The sequence below is a fragment of the Labrenzia sp. OB1 genome, assembly GCF_001624695.1.
Lineage (GTDB): Bacteria > Pseudomonadota > Alphaproteobacteria > Rhizobiales > Stappiaceae > Roseibium.
The window spans coordinates 88,005-104,005 of sequence record NZ_JSEP01000009.1 but is presented as its reverse complement, the minus strand read 5'-3'; the positions used below and the strand labels follow the sequence as shown (position 1 = coordinate 104,005).

The 16,001-nt window shown below is 58.4% G+C and carries 10 protein-coding genes and 1 tRNA gene; 7 read left to right on the top strand and 4 right to left on the bottom strand.

Annotated elements, in window-relative coordinates:
• Positions 1–204: 204 nt before the first annotated feature.
• The 3 genes from OA90_RS14000 to OA90_RS13985 form a co-directional block, all read right to left on the bottom strand.
• Entirely contained in the window at positions 205–480 is a 276-nt protein-coding gene (locus OA90_RS14000) for a DUF1153 domain-containing protein (protein ID WP_068412649.1), read from the bottom strand.
• 649 nt (positions 481–1,129) lie between these two features.
• On the bottom strand, positions 1,130–1,789 hold the full coding sequence (locus tag OA90_RS13990) for a flagellar hook capping FlgD N-terminal domain-containing protein (RefSeq protein WP_068412643.1): 660 nt from the start codon (positions 1,787–1,789) through the stop codon (positions 1,130–1,132).
• A 31-nt stretch (positions 1,790–1,820) separates the two neighbouring features.
• Positions 1,821–3,689, bottom strand: coding sequence for a flagellar hook-length control protein FliK (locus OA90_RS13985; protein ID WP_156510499.1), 1,869 nt, complete (start codon positions 3,687–3,689; stop codon positions 1,821–1,823).
• A gap of 339 nt (positions 3,690–4,028) precedes the next feature.
• Between OA90_RS13985 and mnmA the strand changes: the two genes are divergently transcribed.
• From mnmA to OA90_RS13960, 5 genes are all read left to right on the top strand, one after another.
• A complete protein-coding gene (gene mnmA, locus OA90_RS13980; protein ID WP_208986132.1) occupies positions 4,029–5,210 on the top strand; it encodes a tRNA 2-thiouridine(34) synthase MnmA in 1,182 nt (393 codons plus the stop codon).
• A 112-nt stretch (positions 5,211–5,322) separates the two neighbouring features.
• Positions 5,323–5,399: transfer RNA gene (locus OA90_RS13975), tRNA-Met, on the top strand.
• Between the two features lie 541 nt (positions 5,400–5,940).
• Positions 5,941–6,723, top strand: coding sequence for a hypothetical protein (locus OA90_RS13970; protein ID WP_068412634.1), 783 nt, complete (start codon positions 5,941–5,943; stop codon positions 6,721–6,723).
• 411 nt (positions 6,724–7,134) lie between these two features.
• Positions 7,135–8,475 carry an FRG domain-containing protein gene (locus tag OA90_RS13965; RefSeq protein ID WP_068412631.1) on the top strand — a complete coding sequence of 447 codons (1,341 nt, stop codon included), beginning with the start codon at positions 7,135–7,137 and terminating at the stop codon, positions 8,473–8,475.
• 424 nt (positions 8,476–8,899) lie between these two features.
• Complete coding sequence (locus OA90_RS13960) at positions 8,900–9,886, top strand: DUF2971 domain-containing protein (protein ID WP_199823711.1); 987 nt, start codon at positions 8,900–8,902, stop codon at positions 9,884–9,886.
• 321 nt (positions 9,887–10,207) lie between these two features.
• Here OA90_RS13960 and OA90_RS13955 read toward each other — a convergent pair whose 3' ends face one another.
• Entirely contained in the window at positions 10,208–11,056 is an 849-nt protein-coding gene (locus OA90_RS13955; RefSeq protein ID WP_068412628.1) for a ParB N-terminal domain-containing protein, read from the bottom strand.
• Positions 11,057–11,221: 165 nt separating this feature from the next.
• Here OA90_RS13955 and OA90_RS13950 point away from each other — a divergent pair, with 165 nt between their 5' ends.
• On the top strand, positions 11,222–12,460 hold the full coding sequence (locus OA90_RS13950) for a DNA repair exonuclease (RefSeq protein WP_068412625.1): 1,239 nt from the start codon (positions 11,222–11,224) through the stop codon (positions 12,458–12,460).
• The gene (locus tag OA90_RS13945; RefSeq protein WP_082837046.1) at positions 12,457–15,894 is read left to right on the top strand and encodes a YhaN family protein; all 3,438 of its coding nucleotides are present in this window, start codon (positions 12,457–12,459) and stop codon (positions 15,892–15,894) included. Before OA90_RS13950 ends, OA90_RS13945 begins: the two co-directional genes overlap by 4 nt.
• Positions 15,895–16,001 lie beyond the last annotated feature (107 nt).

Genomic DNA, 16,001 nt, shown 5'->3' with positions numbered 1-16,001 from the left:
GGTTAACAGATCTCTTGGGCCCGGCGCGGAATGGCGGCTTACCGGGCTTCTTCATATTGCAAAACGCAATTGAAGTGGGGAAAAACTGCCTACTTCATTAATGTTTGGATAAGTTGCAGAAGACAAACGGAAATAAAAAAGGCCGGCACAGCCGACCCCTTTCAGACGCACCATGCGTGCGCCACTCGTATTTCGCCGTCCGGATCAGTTCCGGTATTGCTGAACCCGGGTCGCTCTCAACCCGGCCAGGCCGTGCTTTTCGATCGAACTCTGCCAGGAGAGGAATTCCTCAACCGTCAGAGTGTATCTTTGACAGGCCTCCTCGAGGGACAGGAGCCCCCCTCGGACAGCAGCGACCACCTCCGCCTTGCGACGGATTACCCATCGCTTTGTGGATGTGGGCGGCAAGTCTGCAATAGTAAGCGGACTGCCGTCAGGCCCGATAACATATTTAACACGCGAACGAATCTGTTCGGTCATTGTACTCTCACACTAACCATGACCAATGTAGTCTTCAGGCTACAGTAGGACGCTTAACAAACGCCTAAAGCAAAATTGTGTTTTTATTAACTATAAAATCTAAATTTAATGAATGATAATTAGGATTTGGCGAAGAAAACTATTCAAATGCTTAACCGCATTACATGAATTTGTTAACCATAAAAAGAACGGATGCAATTTGCGACGCAATTCGAAGTACTTGCGCAGAACGCGAGAGACGCAATCAGCTCTTCAGGCCGCTGCGATGAGCGGATCTTTCCTGTTCCGAAGCGCAATCTGGAGCCGCGAACAAGGGGCAAGGGCGACGCACGGATAAAAAATTATTGTGAAAAATAACCAGGAGGCCCGCCAAACTGGCGTCCGAGATGCCGCGGCTCCCTCCCGTTCCTCAAGTCCGTCTTCACCTGCATCAGAAGGCGCGCGCATGGAATGCCGAGGCCCGCAACCGGGCGCGCATCGCCTTGCGTTCAAGCCGCATTGCCGCAGGTCTTCTGACAGGACCGCAGACGGCTCGCCGCCCGTTGAAAAACACAAGCAGACAACGTCAAGGCCTGCTTTCCCTCGCCAGGACGCAAAAAAAGAGAGCCGGCAGTGATGCCGGCTCTCCGTCAGATGCATTGATATTTCGCTAGCTCGGGCTTGAAACCGATGTCACCGAACTTACGGGAATGCTGCGCCCGTCGACTTTCAGGACCGGTTCCCCGCTCGACCAGTCGACGCTGTCAACAATACCCTTGATCTCTGTCTTGACATTCTCGCTGCGGCTGGAAGCGTCCTGCATGTCGAAAGAGATCGTGTAGGAACCGGGAAGGGCTTCCGTTCCGGAATCCTTCTGCCCGTCCCACATGAAGGTGCCAGAGCCCGCAGCGAGCTCAATATCGCCACTGGCGACGACGTCGCCGGAGGCATCGCGAATTTCGTAGGTTCCTGACGCATCCTCCTGGATCTCGTAGTCCCAGCTCGCCACGTCGCCCGACAGCAGCGTGGTGGAGGCATCCGCCGAGACTTCATTACCGATATAGCTGACATAGCTCATGCTTTGATTGCTTTGCAGCGTGGCAATGATGTTCTCGAGGTTCTTGTTCTGCTGAATGCCCTGCTCGACGGTGGAATACTGAACCAACTGACTGGTGTATTCGGCCGAATCCATCGGATCGAGCGGATCCTGGTTCTGGATCTGCGTGGTCAGGATGCTCAGGAACAGATCGTAGTTGGCCATCAACCCCTCTTGGCTGGTGGCGCTTTGGGTCTGTGCGAGGGCGGACGATGCCGAGGTAACCGTTGTCATGCTTCACTCCAAAGGCGGATCCCGCCCTGTTTTAAATCTTGAGGTCCAGTCCGCCGCGCTGTTCCGCGAGTGTCATCCGGACGATCTCTTCCACCATTGGGTCGATCTCTGCTGCTGTGCCCACGGCCTGCTCCTGACCGCCTTCAGGCCCCTGATCCTGCCTGTCGTCACCGGAGGCGAATTCACGTCCGCCGTCCTGTTTCAGCGAAAACTGCATATTCTCCGAATCCGGATTGAGGCCCGCGGCTTCCAGGGCCTTTTCGAGACCGCGCTGATCGCGCAGGAACATATCCAGCGTCTCCGGGCGGTCGACAATCAGATGCGCATGCACGCTGCCGTCCGAGGAGACCTTCATGTTCACCTCCACACGTCCGAGCTCCGGAGGATCGAAACGCATCTGGAAACGGGTGTTGCCGTTCTTCAGATTGCGGGCGATCTCCGCAGCCACCTGTGTGGCGACATGACCTGACTGGCTCTGGTTCGGAGCCTGCAGGCTGTCCGTCCGCATCGCTCCTGAAAGGTCGCCGCCGCGCACAGTCGCCGCGCCACCTTCACCGGTGAGGCTCAAATCGGCCCCGTTCACAATCAGCTCGGCGTCGCCGCCTGCCATCGTGAAGGCGGTTGAGGGAAGGCCGGCAGCCGTCGATGCAGCTGCGTTCGCGCCCGCCAGGCGAGCTTCCGGCCGCGACGAAGCGTCAGTTGCGGACTGACCGCCTGTGGCGCGGTCCGCTATCCTGTCTGCAACGGTCGGCGATTTTGTGTCCGCCGCTCCCTTGAGACCGGCCGCCTCATCCCCAGAAAGGGCCTCGCTCAGACCTGCCTCGCCCGTCCGGCGAGCGCCGGCGCCAGCCGCCGGAGATTGCAGCGGCACAGGCCCATCACCTGAGCGGTTTTGCGCCGTCACGCCAGACTTTGCCGCCAAACCGGCCTCGGCAACTTCGCCGGATTGCAATCCTTGTGCGGTTCCCTCACCTGCTTTGCCCGCGCTGAAGGTCTGGCTGCGTCCACCGGACAAAGTCACGTCCTGCCCGGCGGTGGAAGGTCCTGTCGGCAACCCGGGTCCCTTCACCTGCTCCCCGGCTCCGGTTTCATTTCCCGGCCGCGCCGTCAGAGCATCTGCAACGACGCCCGCGGTCCCCGGCTCCTGCCGGACAGGTGCCGAGGATTGCGGTGCCACCGAAGCCTGCGCCCTGAGTTCCCTCGGCAGTTCGCTTTGCCATCTGCGCTCCACCGACCCCGCAGGCGCTGCCCCGGCGGTTGCGGAGGCCAGAACATCGCCGAAAGAACCGGATCCCGAAGCATTCGCAGGCACCTGTCCGGGACCGCCAGCCGCTCCCCCGCTCCCTTGCGGGCTACCGCCCGCCAGTCCGGAGCTCTCCGTACCTGCAGGTCCGGAAACAGGCCCGACAATGGAATTTGCCCGCGCCAGCGCGGCGTCCCCGGCCGGAAGCGGCGTGTTTGCGGCCAGTCCCGGCAGTCCGGCGCCCGGCAACGGTTCGGATCCGTTCGCAATCGCGTCGTCTGTCGGCAGGCTCTCATCCGTTGCCGCGTCGGCAACTTCTCCGGAAGCTCCGCTCAATATCTCCTGGCCGTCCACAGGCAAAGGATCCGCCGCGACCTCTCCAACGGGGAGTTGAAGCATATCCTCAACCCGCGGCGCGTCAGGACCGGCCTTGATCCCGGGCACGGTGTCCGCAACCGCTTCCACTCCCTGCGCGCCCTTGCCCGGCAGGGCACCTGAAGCGTCCGGACCCCGGCCGGCATCGGCCGCGCCGAGCTCGGCGGCGAACCCGGCACCGCCCGGAGCTTTGCCCTGCTTCTGACCGGCGCCCTGCAAGGCGCCGTTTCCGGCCGCCAGAGCTCCGGCGGAAACATCGGTCGTCAATCCAAATGGCAGCACTTGCGCCCCCGATCTCTTCGCCCACCTCGTGGACGCATTTCGTCACCGCCTTGGTAAGCAAGCACCGGGCCAGTTTAAGTCACCCATGGAGACAGCTGTTTTCATTGAAGGTTTTCTGGTTTCACACACCGCAAGAACGCGCAGCGGGCGGCAAGCTTTGCCCATGCGGCAATGCGTGCCTGCCATGCGGACCATGGAATTGGCAGCAGCCAAGCTTATCTGTATAGTGCCGCCAACTTGAAAACGGACCGCAGCGCCGCATCTTGACGGCGCAAGGGCAAGACAACGCGTTCGGGCGCAGCCCTGCCGGTCGGAAAACGAAGACTTCTGGAAGTGTAATTGATGCGAAACAGTCTGGACCTTCCCGGCCGCCCGGAAGACACGCGGGTCGTTGTCGCCATGTCCGGCGGTGTGGACAGCTCCGTCGTTGCGGCGCTGATGAAGGCCGAAGGGTATGACGTCATCGGCGTCACGCTGCAGCTCTACGATCATGGCGCGGCCGTCAGCAAGGCAAAGTCCTGCTGCGCGGGGGTCGATATCCACGATGCCCGCCGCGCCGCGGAGACAATCGGCATTCCCCACTATGTGCTGGATTACGAAAGCCGCTTCAAGGAACAGGTGATGGACCGGTTCGCCGACAGCTATATTGCCGGTGAAACCCCGATCCCCTGTGTCTCCTGTAACCAGACCGTCAAGTTCACCGATCTTCTCAAGACCGCTCGGGATCTGGGTGCCGACGCGCTGGCCACCGGCCATTACGTGCGCTCCGCGGCAGCGGGCAACAGACGCGCGCTCTACCGCCCGGCCGACCTCGACCGGGACCAGAGCTATTTCCTCTTCGCAACCACCCAGGAGCAGCTGGATTTCGTCCGCTTTCCTCTCGGAGGCATGCCGAAGGCGAAGGTGCGCGAACTTGCCGCCGAATTCGGCCTTTCCGTTGCCAACAAGCCGGACAGCCAGGACATATGCTTCGTACCCAACGGCGATTATGCCGCCGTCATCCGCAAGCTGCGCCCAAATGCGGCCGAGCCCGGCGACATCGTCCACATGGACGGCCGCGTGCTGGGCACCCATGACGGCATCATCCACTTCACCATCGGCCAGCGCCGCGGTATCGGTGTTGCGACCGGCGAGCCGCTTTATGTCGTGCGTCTCGACCCCGACACCCGGCGCGTCGTCGTCGGCCCCAGGAAAGCACTGGCAACGCGCACCATTCTCTTGCGCGAGCTCAACTGGATCGGCGACCAGCCGCTTGACGAGGGCGATGCAATCGAGGTCTTCGCCAAGGTCCGCTCAACCCGCCCACCGGCGCCGGCGACCGTGCGCATGCTCAACGGCAAGGCCTTTGTCGACCTCGCCAACGGCGAAACCGGCGTTGCCCCCGGCCAGGCCTGCGTCTTCTTCAACAATGACGACGAAACCGCCCGCGTGCTGGGCGGCGGCTGGATCCACAAGACCGAGCGAACCGGCACCTGGGCAATCGATTTTCCCCAGGTGGAAAGCCCGGTTTCCGCGGCCTGAGGGCAACGGCAAAACAATCCGGGCAGGCGCGAATTCCACGCTTGACGCCCGCCCGCAGCCTCACTATAAGCACCCCACGTCGCGCAGGCCTTTCGGCCCATGCCGCATGGATGGCGGAGTAGCTCAGCTGGTTAGAGCAGCGGAATCATAATCCGCGTGTCGGGGGTTCAAGTCCCTCCTCCGCTACCACTTTTCCCAATAGTTTCATGTAAACCCGGCAAGCGCCGAATGTTGAGCTCTGCCGTTTTGGCGAATTGTTGTAGTGTAGCGCGCAACTTCGTTTGGCATTTCGCGCAACTTCACTTGGCACCCAAATTTTTTCCATATGGAGCCTTTTTCGGCGATTAAATTCGCCTTGTTTAAAACTCTTTGATCAGACCTTCAAAGATAGAGTTATGAGAGAAGTTGGGCTGGAGCGTCCTTCGGAAGGTTTTTGTGATGCGACCGCTTTGCACGGCCATTTCGGCCGTTCAGCTGCAAGGGGGCACTGTATGATAGCTGCCGTTCGTTGCACGCGACGGAAAGTCTGATGAGGGCGGGAACTCGACATTCGCTGCAGTCGGAACGAATGACCGAAAGGGGTTGAGTGCAGCCTGTCCGCTTGTAAACAACGGGGATATATGGCTGCCAGTTGCCAAAGAAGGTAAAATCCGACGAAACTGCTCAAAACAGGCTGGTTCCAGGCACAAATTCTGATCGGCCTATAGTACCTTTCCCAAGGAACCGCCTGATGGCCTATAGCGTCGAGCAGATCAAGGAATTCGTCGAGCAGTATGAAAAATGGATGGATCGCCAAGGCGACCTGACAACACGCATCATCACCCACGTATACCGTAAGGATGTAACACGCACGTTGGCCAATCATGGTTTGATCCGGCGCGTCGAGACCATGGCCCGATGTATGAAGAAGGTGTACAATCTCGTTCCACTGGACGCAGCCAACCCGCAACGTGAGCACATTAATGACGCAGAAATATTCTTGCAGTCGTTTATTATCAACACATACGGCGCTGTCGACAACTTAGCTCGGATATGGGTCTGGGAAACGGACCTCACAAAGCCCAACGGTGGTGCATTGCCGCAAAAATGGATCGGCCTGACGTCGGGATGTAAGGTTGTCCGAGCGAGCTTATCGCAGCCTTTCCAGGAATTTCTGGTGACTACCGACGGGTGGTTCGACTATTTAGAAAACTACCGGCACGCGCTCGCGCATCGAATTCCGCTTTATATCCCACCGAAGTGCTTAGACGAGGCAACGACCAAGCGGTATCATGAGCTCGAGGATGCGAAAGGGGGCGCCCTACAGGAGAGTGATTTCGACAAATTCGCCAAACTGTTAGGCGAGCAGAGGAACTTGGGTATGTTCGAGCCTTGGATGATGCACTCCTATGGCCCGGCCGACAATGATGGGTCGCCCGTTCGTTTCCACCCTCAGATGATTAACGATATCAGTACCGTTGTAGAGTTGTCCGAGAAGATGATGGCCGAACTCGAAACCCTTCCTCAGATTTGAGAGAGCCCACCGCTACCGTTCCAATTACGACAGCCTGAGCGCAGTTCTGCTGTATAAGATTAGCTCGGTGCCGGAAGGAGAACAGTCACTTTTCTGAACCCTTTCCGGAATAGTTGCCGTTCAGACGCATTATCGTCAGACCGCTCCAGGCCCTAGTGTGGACAATCCGAACGATTCAGCCGCGTTCTGCAAGCTGCCTTCTGAGGAGACCTGTTCCCGCAACTCCGCAGATAAGACGCTGACAGCGGCCCGGCGGCTTTTGAAAGAATCGACTGGCTCTTTTCGCAAGGACAATCAGCAGCTAATCTTAGAAGCGAGGAATTTCTTGGCGTCGGGATTTGTCGTCGCTGTTTAAGCGGTGCGAGCATCCTCAATGCGCGATAGCATTTTTTGACCGAAGGGGCGGCGAACATGTTCAGTGTAGTCATGGCAGGCAATGATTCACGCTGGAACGTACCGGTCGGCGAGGCGCACAGCGACGCTTTCGCGCTGTCGCGCTTCCTTGAGTACACGGACCCGTCGATTGTCGCGAGCTTCAAGCCCATTACGGCCGCCAGTCTCGCTTATCTTGCTGAGCTGCCCACTCTCTTCATGAGTGAGCTCTATCGCGATAACGACAAGAATTATTTCTTTCGTATGCGTATCGGCAAGGTCTCGGAACTCTCTGTAGACGCGGGCGAGATCTCCTACACGTTTGAACTCTCGCACGATTTTGGGGAAGTCCCTGTTGCGGACCGCGAGGCCTTCCGCAAGGCGCTCCGGATGAATTCTTTTGAGCTACACCGCACACACTGGGCGATCAAATCCGCGGATCTCAGCACTGTTCTAACCGACATTGTCCCGCAGCCGCCGAATATGACCAACGTCACGGCGGCTCCGGCACCTCCCGAGCCATCCCAGGAGCCAATCGAGCCGGTTGAGACGCTGCAAGCCTTTATGACGCAGGTGCTCGGGCTCGAGGAGAAGCTCGGCGGAGAGATCTTTTATCGCGGACACTCGGACTTTAACTATCTGCTGGCGCCCTCCCTGTTTCGCAGGAATGAGGCTGGCAGCTACAAGTACCTTCCGAAAGAAGAAGTGATGGTTCGTGAACTACTAAGCGTCCAGGACGCGCAGTTTTCCAATGACCGTTCAATGCTGGACAGGCTGGTGCGTATGCAGCATTTCGGGCTGCCGACCCGTCTACTCGATGTCAGCTCCAACCCACTTGTAGCGCTTTACTTCTGCTGTTCCACAACCAAAACGGATGCCGAAGGGAACGAAATCGACGGTGAGGTCATCATCCTTCGCTCGCCCAGCGACGACGTTCTCCATTTCGATTCAGATCGCGTGAGCTGCATCTCAAACCTCTGCCTGATGAAGGAGGAAGAGAAGGACGCAATGGACGTGACTATGGATATCACGGCCTTCAACGGAGAGCCCGTCGTCGAAAAGCTTCTTCATTTCATCAAGCGTGAGAAGCCCTACTTTGAGGGCCGTATCGTCCCGGGAGATCTGCAAAAGATCGTGTTCGTCCGTGCACGTAATACACATGAGCGAATGATTTCCCAATCCGGCGCGTTTCTGCTGTTTGGTAAGGATGCGATCCTCCCTGAAACCGGGTACAGCAACATCGAAGTGTCGCGAATACGCGTCCGGAACAAGGCCGGCATACTCACTCAACTCGACAAGCTAAACATCAAGGCGAGCACCATCTATCCAGGCATAGAGAAGGCCGCGAGCGATATCGCTAAAAAGCACGAACTGGTTTAAACTACCCTGGTCTGCTCGTCGACCAGCCATGTCCCGCAAGTGGACGCGATGATCATCGGTACGTTCTCTAAGGCAGGCAAGCGGGATATCAACTCCAGCAGAAGTCCCGTGGTTGCATTTAACCTTCATCGACTAATGCAGTAACGTTGTTGCTGCCTGACTGGCCGCCTTTCCAGCTCAGCAGCTAGAAGTGGACTGGCGGAAGTCCAGCCCATTTCAGACGTCAGCCGCACCTCGGCGTAAAGGCAGATTTCGGGGGCAGGGAGCTGAACGGCCGAGGTGGCGCGCGAAATTGTCATTCGTTGAGAAGGTGCCGCAAGTCGGCTGCGGGCCGTAAGAGGCCCGACGGGTTTCAGGTAAAGAATTTACTGAGCCGTCGTTTGGCGCGAATCTGCCCGGCCCACATTAATTGCACAGGTCAACGATGAAAGTTCCCGAAAGAGTATATCGCTATCGTCCGCTGGACGATGCATTGTTCTGCCGCGAGTTGGACGCTCTCCGAGGGGCATATCTCTACGCGGCGCCGTTCGCCAAGATGAACGACCCAATGGAAGCTTTCTACAAGACGGGCGCCTCAGACGACCGCTTCATCAATTCGATTCTCGCTTCTGCCGGAAAAAGCGTCGAGGCAATGTACGAGATGCTCTCCGATACGATCGACAGCTTTGCACTGGTCTCGCTCGCAGGCACGTACCTCGATCTGCCGATGTGGGCCTATTACGCCAGCAACTTCGCCGGCATGTGCCTCGAATTTTCGACGTCCGAACTCGACATAGGAGACTTCCAAAACGAGCAGCTACGAAAAGTCACCTACGCCCAAAACGCTTTGCCGTCGCTGACTGTGGCCGACATGACGCGGGATCGACTCCAAGAAGCCGTGATCGCACGCTTCACACGAAAACGCAGGGAATGGGCGCACGAGAAGGAATGGCGTTTCATCACCGGCGCGCTTGGACGGAAACACTATGTCGATGACGCGCTCAGCCGTGTTTTCTTGGGGCCTTGCATCAACCCGGCTCACGCCAAGCAGATATGCGATTTGCTCGACCATCGCCCGATCGAGGTTTTGCAGGGCGAGATACACGGCTTCGAATTGGCCTTTAACATCATAAAGCCGGCGCGCCCGCTAGAGGAATGCGAGCGTGTTGGCGCCGGGAGGTTCGTTCCCGCCAACATCATTTCTGATCCCGCCGAGCTCGAATCTTTCCTGGCCGTGTCGCTGGAGGCGTTGGTCGACCAGTGCACAGAGATCGCACGTAGGCCCAACGTCGAGAAGATTGAAGACGTCGACGTTTCGAACGCCCACAAGGAATTGCTTTACATCTGGACGACGTTCAAACTTCGTAATGGACGCGAGGTATATCATAAGCGCTATCTGGACCGTCGATTGCGAACCGCCCGCTCGCCGTAATTCGAAGGATCAGTCAAGTCATGCCGCACCCGCTTTCTCGTGTCTCCTCGGATGGCGGCTTTTGGGATCCGTCGCTTCATCGCTGAACGACTGTGAAGGGCGCGCGAAGCCGTCGTTCATTGAGACGGTGCCCGACGGCAGCTTAGGGCCGGAAGTTACAGTGAACCAGCTCTGTGCGAATGCCCGCGTAGGTAACTTGTGTGTTCACAAGCCGCTAGTCAGCAGTCGGCCCCGAACCTGTCATTCCATCGCGCGGCATCGAACGCTTTTCTAGACTTGGGCTAGATCAAACAGGCAGCAGCCAATTTCCCACCGCCTCGCTCAACCATTCTCCTCATCGAGCCAACCCTCCTTTTTCGCCTGCTCCACGATTTCCCATCTGTGCTGACGGAACACGGCCGCCCGGCTGGCCTTCGAAAGTTTCACCATGCTGTCGCAGACTGTCCTGAGAAGACGCTCGGACGTTGTGAACAGCCTACCGCGTTCCACGATAGTCAACGCATTTGCGACTGATTTAGCTTCCGGCGGTTCTCCCAGAATGAGATCGAGCACCCTGGATTGAACATCATCGTCGACGTCGGCCAGGGCCTTGAGATCGGATTGCTTCTCCGCGAATGGCGTGCCCTTCAATCGCTCGCGTGATTGCGGGCTCAAACCGCGAAAAATCTGAATTGCCAGTTCGACAGAGCGACGGGAAAGGCCAGTGGTTTCAGTTGCGTTTTGGCAAAACGCAAAAATTTCCCCTTGCCTCTTTTGTCCGCCGGTATACTGATTTCCGCGCTTGCCACCGCGCTTGGTTTCCGGATGCTGAACCTCATACACCCGCTTCAACTCACTCAGCGCCTCGCACCGCTCCAGCGCATTGAAGTTCTTGCGACCGAGGTTCTCCAGGATCTCGTAAAGGCGCATTTCGTCGGCAGAGTGCCCGGATGAAGGCTCCAGAATCCTCGCGTTGATCTCTCGCCACCTGGCAAGCTTTGCTGCCGTAAGGCGATGGGCTCCCGCGACCAGCGAATAGCGCTTGCCGTCCTCGACCACGTCGATCGGCGTTTTCTGGCCCATCTCCTTGAACATGTCTCGAAGGCACTCGGCCCACTCCTGATCCACGTCCCGAATTCGGTCCTCGGGGATGTCGATAAGGGATAGTTTAATGGACTGATAAACGCTCAAATCGTGCCTCGTTTGTTGAGAACGGCAGCTCGTGTCGGCCAAGCGAGTGCAGCTGGTTTTCTGGTCGTGGACCGGGAAAGGGTTTGTGCTTTTCCTGTCCGGAGTGGTTTAAAGAAACAACCATCAGGGATTGAGATTTCAGGTCTTCGTTTTGGGAAACAGCATTTGATCAGGATTTTGCATACTGCCGACGTCCATCTCGATTCGCCACTCAAGTCGCTCGCGCTTCGCGATGAAGGTCTGCAAAGCACCGTTCACACGGCGACCAGGACGGCATTCACGCGGCTGGTCGACTTTGCTTTGGCCGAGGATGTCTCGGCGCTGCTGATCGCAGGCGATCTCTTTGACGGTGCGGAGCGAAGCGCCAAGACAGCTGCATTCTTGACCGGGCAACTGGATCGACTGAAGCAAGCCGGTATTCCCGTCTTTTACATCAAGGGGAACCACGACGCGGAAAACCCGCTAACCGGCGAAGTCAGCCTGCCGGAGAATGTCCATGTCTTTGACGGCCGTGGCCGCCGGGAGCAACTCGGTGAGACGGATGTCTGGATCCACGGGGTGAGCTTCAGTGGACGTCAGGCACCTGACAGTCTGTTGCCGAAATTCGGCTCACCGGAACCCGATGCGGTCAACATCGCCATGCTGCACACCTCCCTGGCCGGCAGCCAGGGGCACGATACCTATGCCCCTTGCTCTGTCGCAGAGCTTTCAGCGATGGGCTTCGACTACTGGGCGCTCGGCCATGTGCACAAGCGCCAGGTGCATTCCAGTGCTCCCTGGATTGTCATGCCGGGCATCCCGCAGGGCCGAGACATTGGCGAGGCTGGTCCGAAGTCCGCCACTCTGCTGACGATCGAAGACAAGACAATCTCGGTCTCAGAGGTCCCGACATCCGCCGCGGAGTTCCTGGAACTCACGGTCGATATCGGCAGCTTTGAGACGGATGATGAAATCCGAGGCCACGTCCGCCGGCACTTGCAGGAGATGGCGGAAGGCCTTTCTGCCGATGCCGGACTTGTCCGGCTCACTCTCAGCGGTCAGACAGGCCGCAAATGGCAAGTGCTGCGGGACCAGGACAGCTGGGTGGAAATCATCGCGGAACTTGCCCGGGGCACCGAACGGCTTTGGATTGAAAAGGTCAAATTCGATCTGACCGGGAAAGCGGAGAGAGCTGACAGCAAGTCAGCTGTTGGCGAGCTTGAACGGTTGATGGCGGAAATCCGCGATGAACCCGCTATCGCCGCTGAGATGCGGGAATTACTGGAAACTGTGGCCAGCGAAATCCCTCCAGCTCGAAGGTCGAAGCTGTTGCCGAATGCGGAGGCTGCCGAAAACCTCACAAGGTCCCTGTCTGAAGCCGGCGCGGAAAGCATCCTTGCTGCCATGAAGGGCGCAAGCGAATGATGCGCCTTCAAAAACTCAACCTCGATCTCTTCGGCCACTTCACCGGCAAGTCCTATGACTTCGGGGCCAAGGCGGGTTCATCGGATTTCCATATGATCTACGGACCGAACGAAGCCGGCAAGACCACGACGATGGAAGCCTTCTTGCGCCTGCTGTACGGGTTTCCTCACCAGGACCAATATGACTTTCTGCACCAGCGCAAAAATCTGCGGGTCTCGGGTGTCCTGGACATCAATGGCGCGCAGCTCCAGCTCTCCCGACTGTCCACGCGCGATCCGTCACTGCGCGATCTCAACGACACGCCCTTGCCGGAAACGGCTCTGGCCGCACACCTGGGCGGCCTGTCAGAAACAGATTACCGGCAGCTGCTTTGCCTTGATGACGGAACCATCGAAAAAGGCGGCGAAGAAATTGTCAGCAGCAAGGGAGACATCGGCCGGCTCCTGTTCTCGGCAGCGGCGGGCGTCAGTGATCTCACCGGGGTGCTTGAGCAGTTCCGCGACAAGGCCGACGGCATCTACCGCAAACGTGCCACCTCCACCCGGATCGCGCAGTTGAAGCGAGACCTGACCGAAGTAGAGCGCCAGATCAGGGAAACGGACGTTCCCGTCAGCGCCTACAAGAAACTGAAACAGGTGCTGGAAGCCGCCCAGGTGGAAGAGGCAAGCGCGCGAAAAGAACGAAGCGCATTGCTGACTTCAATGGCAGATTTAGAAGCCTTTAAAGCGGCTTTACCGAAGCTCGCCGAGATCGATGCCCTGGAAGCCGAACTGACCGAGTACTCCGACTATCCGACATACCTGGATGTCAATCCGGAAGCGCTGGTGACGCTCCTGACAGAGCAAAACAGGCACCTTGCCGACAAAGACCGGATCGACCAGGAGACAGCGAACCTGCGCGACCGACTGGCTCAGGTGCAGCGCCACCCGGAACACTTGTCGGTCTCGGACGATCTGGAGCGGATCGATGTTCTGCGTAGTCGCTATACGACAGCTGATCTGGATCTCGACAAGCGTCGCAGAGCACTCGCTGACATTCATCACGATATGCTCCGGGCAGCGAGGGATCTGGATGCCGCCGAAAGCATCGACCCAAAGACCTTGGTGCTATCGCACGGTCAGATGGGGCAGCTGGAAACGGCCAGGGATAGTCTGCGAACCTCCACCCGCGACCTCGCCAATATGGAAAAGGAAATTGAAGCGCTTCTGGAGCGTATTGAGATCGCTGAACAGGAACTGACCAAGTTCCAAAACGACGATCCGGTCACCATCCTCGTGGGGCCGATCTTGTCCCGCTATTCTATCGATAGCCTTGCCCCGCGTTATGCCACGGCTCGTCAGGCAGTTCGCTCTGCCTCGTCTGCCCGGGAGGATGCTCTCTCCGCCCTGACAGTCTCCGGCCAGGTCTTCGACGCGGTTCCACCAGCGGCAATCTCTTCGGTCGAAGCCGAAGAGCTCGCAGAGAAGCATCGCGCCCTCCAGGACCAACGCTCCAAACTCTCCGACCGCTGCGAAGATCTGAAAGCCGACCTGAGCGCGGGGGCACACCGCATCACCGCTCTCAAGTCGGGATCAGGTGTCGTGGATGACGCGGCAGCACAGGCAGCAAAGACGGAACGCGATCAACTTTGGGCCGCCCATAAATCCACTCTTGATCCCTCCTCTGCCAGCACCTTCGAAACCGCCATGCAGAAGGTCGATCAGGTATCGGAGACCCGGCTTGATCATGCGGCCGAGCTCGGCCGGCTGAGAGCCGAAGAGCACAGGCAAAGCGAACTCGAAACCGAGCTGTCCTCCGCAAAGCAACGCCTCGCCAAGCTGGATGAAGAGTTGGCCGCCGTCAGCGAAACCGTTGACGGCTACGCCGGCCGCTGCGGCTTGAGCAACCCGGTCAGCCCAGCAATATTCTCAGTGTGGGTTGGAAAGCTCGAAGCAGCGATTCAGGCTGACACGAACTGCAAACGCCTGGAGAAGGAACATGAGACCACGCTCGCGGATGCCCAGCGCGCAATCGAGGACCTACGAGAAGCATTGCACCTTGAAACCGAGGACTTCGACACTCTGATCGCCGAGGCGCGTGTGCGGCGGGACGAAGAGCGCGCACTGGAAGACAAACGCAAGGCAGCGATTGATACGTGCGAGAACTTGAAAGCCGAGCTCGTCCGCCAACGGCAATCCATGAGCAGCCTGCAAGAGAGCCACAAAGCACATCAGAAAACCTGGACCTCACTGATCTCTGAATTCTTCGGATCTGCTCTCGACCCGGAAGGAGTGATCCAGTCTCTTGAGCCACTGCGTGAGCTCCGGGAAATGGATGGGCGCCGGGCTGGTGCGGAGCGCCAGGTCGAGGCGATGGAAAAAGATCAGGAGGATTTTGCGCGGGAGGTTGCGCGCCTGGCAAAGGCCGTGGGCATAGACGCCTCCTTACCTCCCTTGGACGCCTATAAAGCCATACAGGATATGGCCCAGGCAGCCGACGAAGCAGAGCAACAGTTTGAGACGCTGTCCAAGGATCTCCAGGCGGCAGAAGACGCATTAAGCGAGACCCAGACAGCCCTTGAAGACATCGAGAGGAAAGCGGCCGATTTGGCTGCGCTGTTCCCGGATCGCGTTCCGACAGGCTCACTGCAAGACTTGCGCAAAGCGATCGGCGAGGCCCAGGCAGTGATCGAAAAGCGAGCGCGGTTGACGGAACTCTCCGGCTCGATCCGAACGGACCTGGCGGTGCCCGATCTTGAAGCCGCCAGGGCAAAGCTCGAAGGAACAACAGCGACGGATCTGGCCGCTTCGTTGATGGGTCTCGAGGAAGATCTGGCCGCCGTTGAAACGCGCCTTGAAACCTCGATTGAAGAACGCACGGCCGCACAAAAGGACCTTACCGCCGTGACGGGTGACGCTGACGTCGCCGCTTTGATCGAACAAAAGGCAACGCTGGAAATCGAGCTGGAAGAGGCCGCGTTGTCGTATCTCGAAACGGCTTTCGGGTTGCGACTGGCCGAAGAAGCCATTCGCCGCTACCGGGACAGTCATCGCAGCGGCATGATGGAGGCCACCGAGAAGGCCTTCGCGGATCTCACCAACGGGGCCTACGCTCGATTGCAGACGCGGCCGGAAGGCTCCTCTGAAATCCTGCAGGCAATCGATGCGGCCGGTACGGCCAAACAGGCAAGCGACCTGTCAAAGGGCACACGCTTCCAGCTGTTCCTCGCACTTCGGGCCGCCGCCTATGAGCAACTCACCAGCCAGGGCGTGTGCCTGCCGTTTTTCTGTGACGATATCTTTGAGACATTTGACGAGGACAGAACCCGGTCCGCCTGCAAGGTCATGGAAACGATCGGCCGGACCGGGCAGGCGATCTATCTGACCCACCATCGGCATGTCGTGGATATTGCCAGAGAGGTTTGTGGGGACGGTGTGGCGGTGCATGAGCTTTGAAAGGCACAATCAGCTATCCATTAAACTGGCAGTCGCTCCATTTCGTTTCCTGGACCAGCATATCGGCAAACGGTCCCGGATCTGATCAGCCGGTTCCGGCGTTTGCA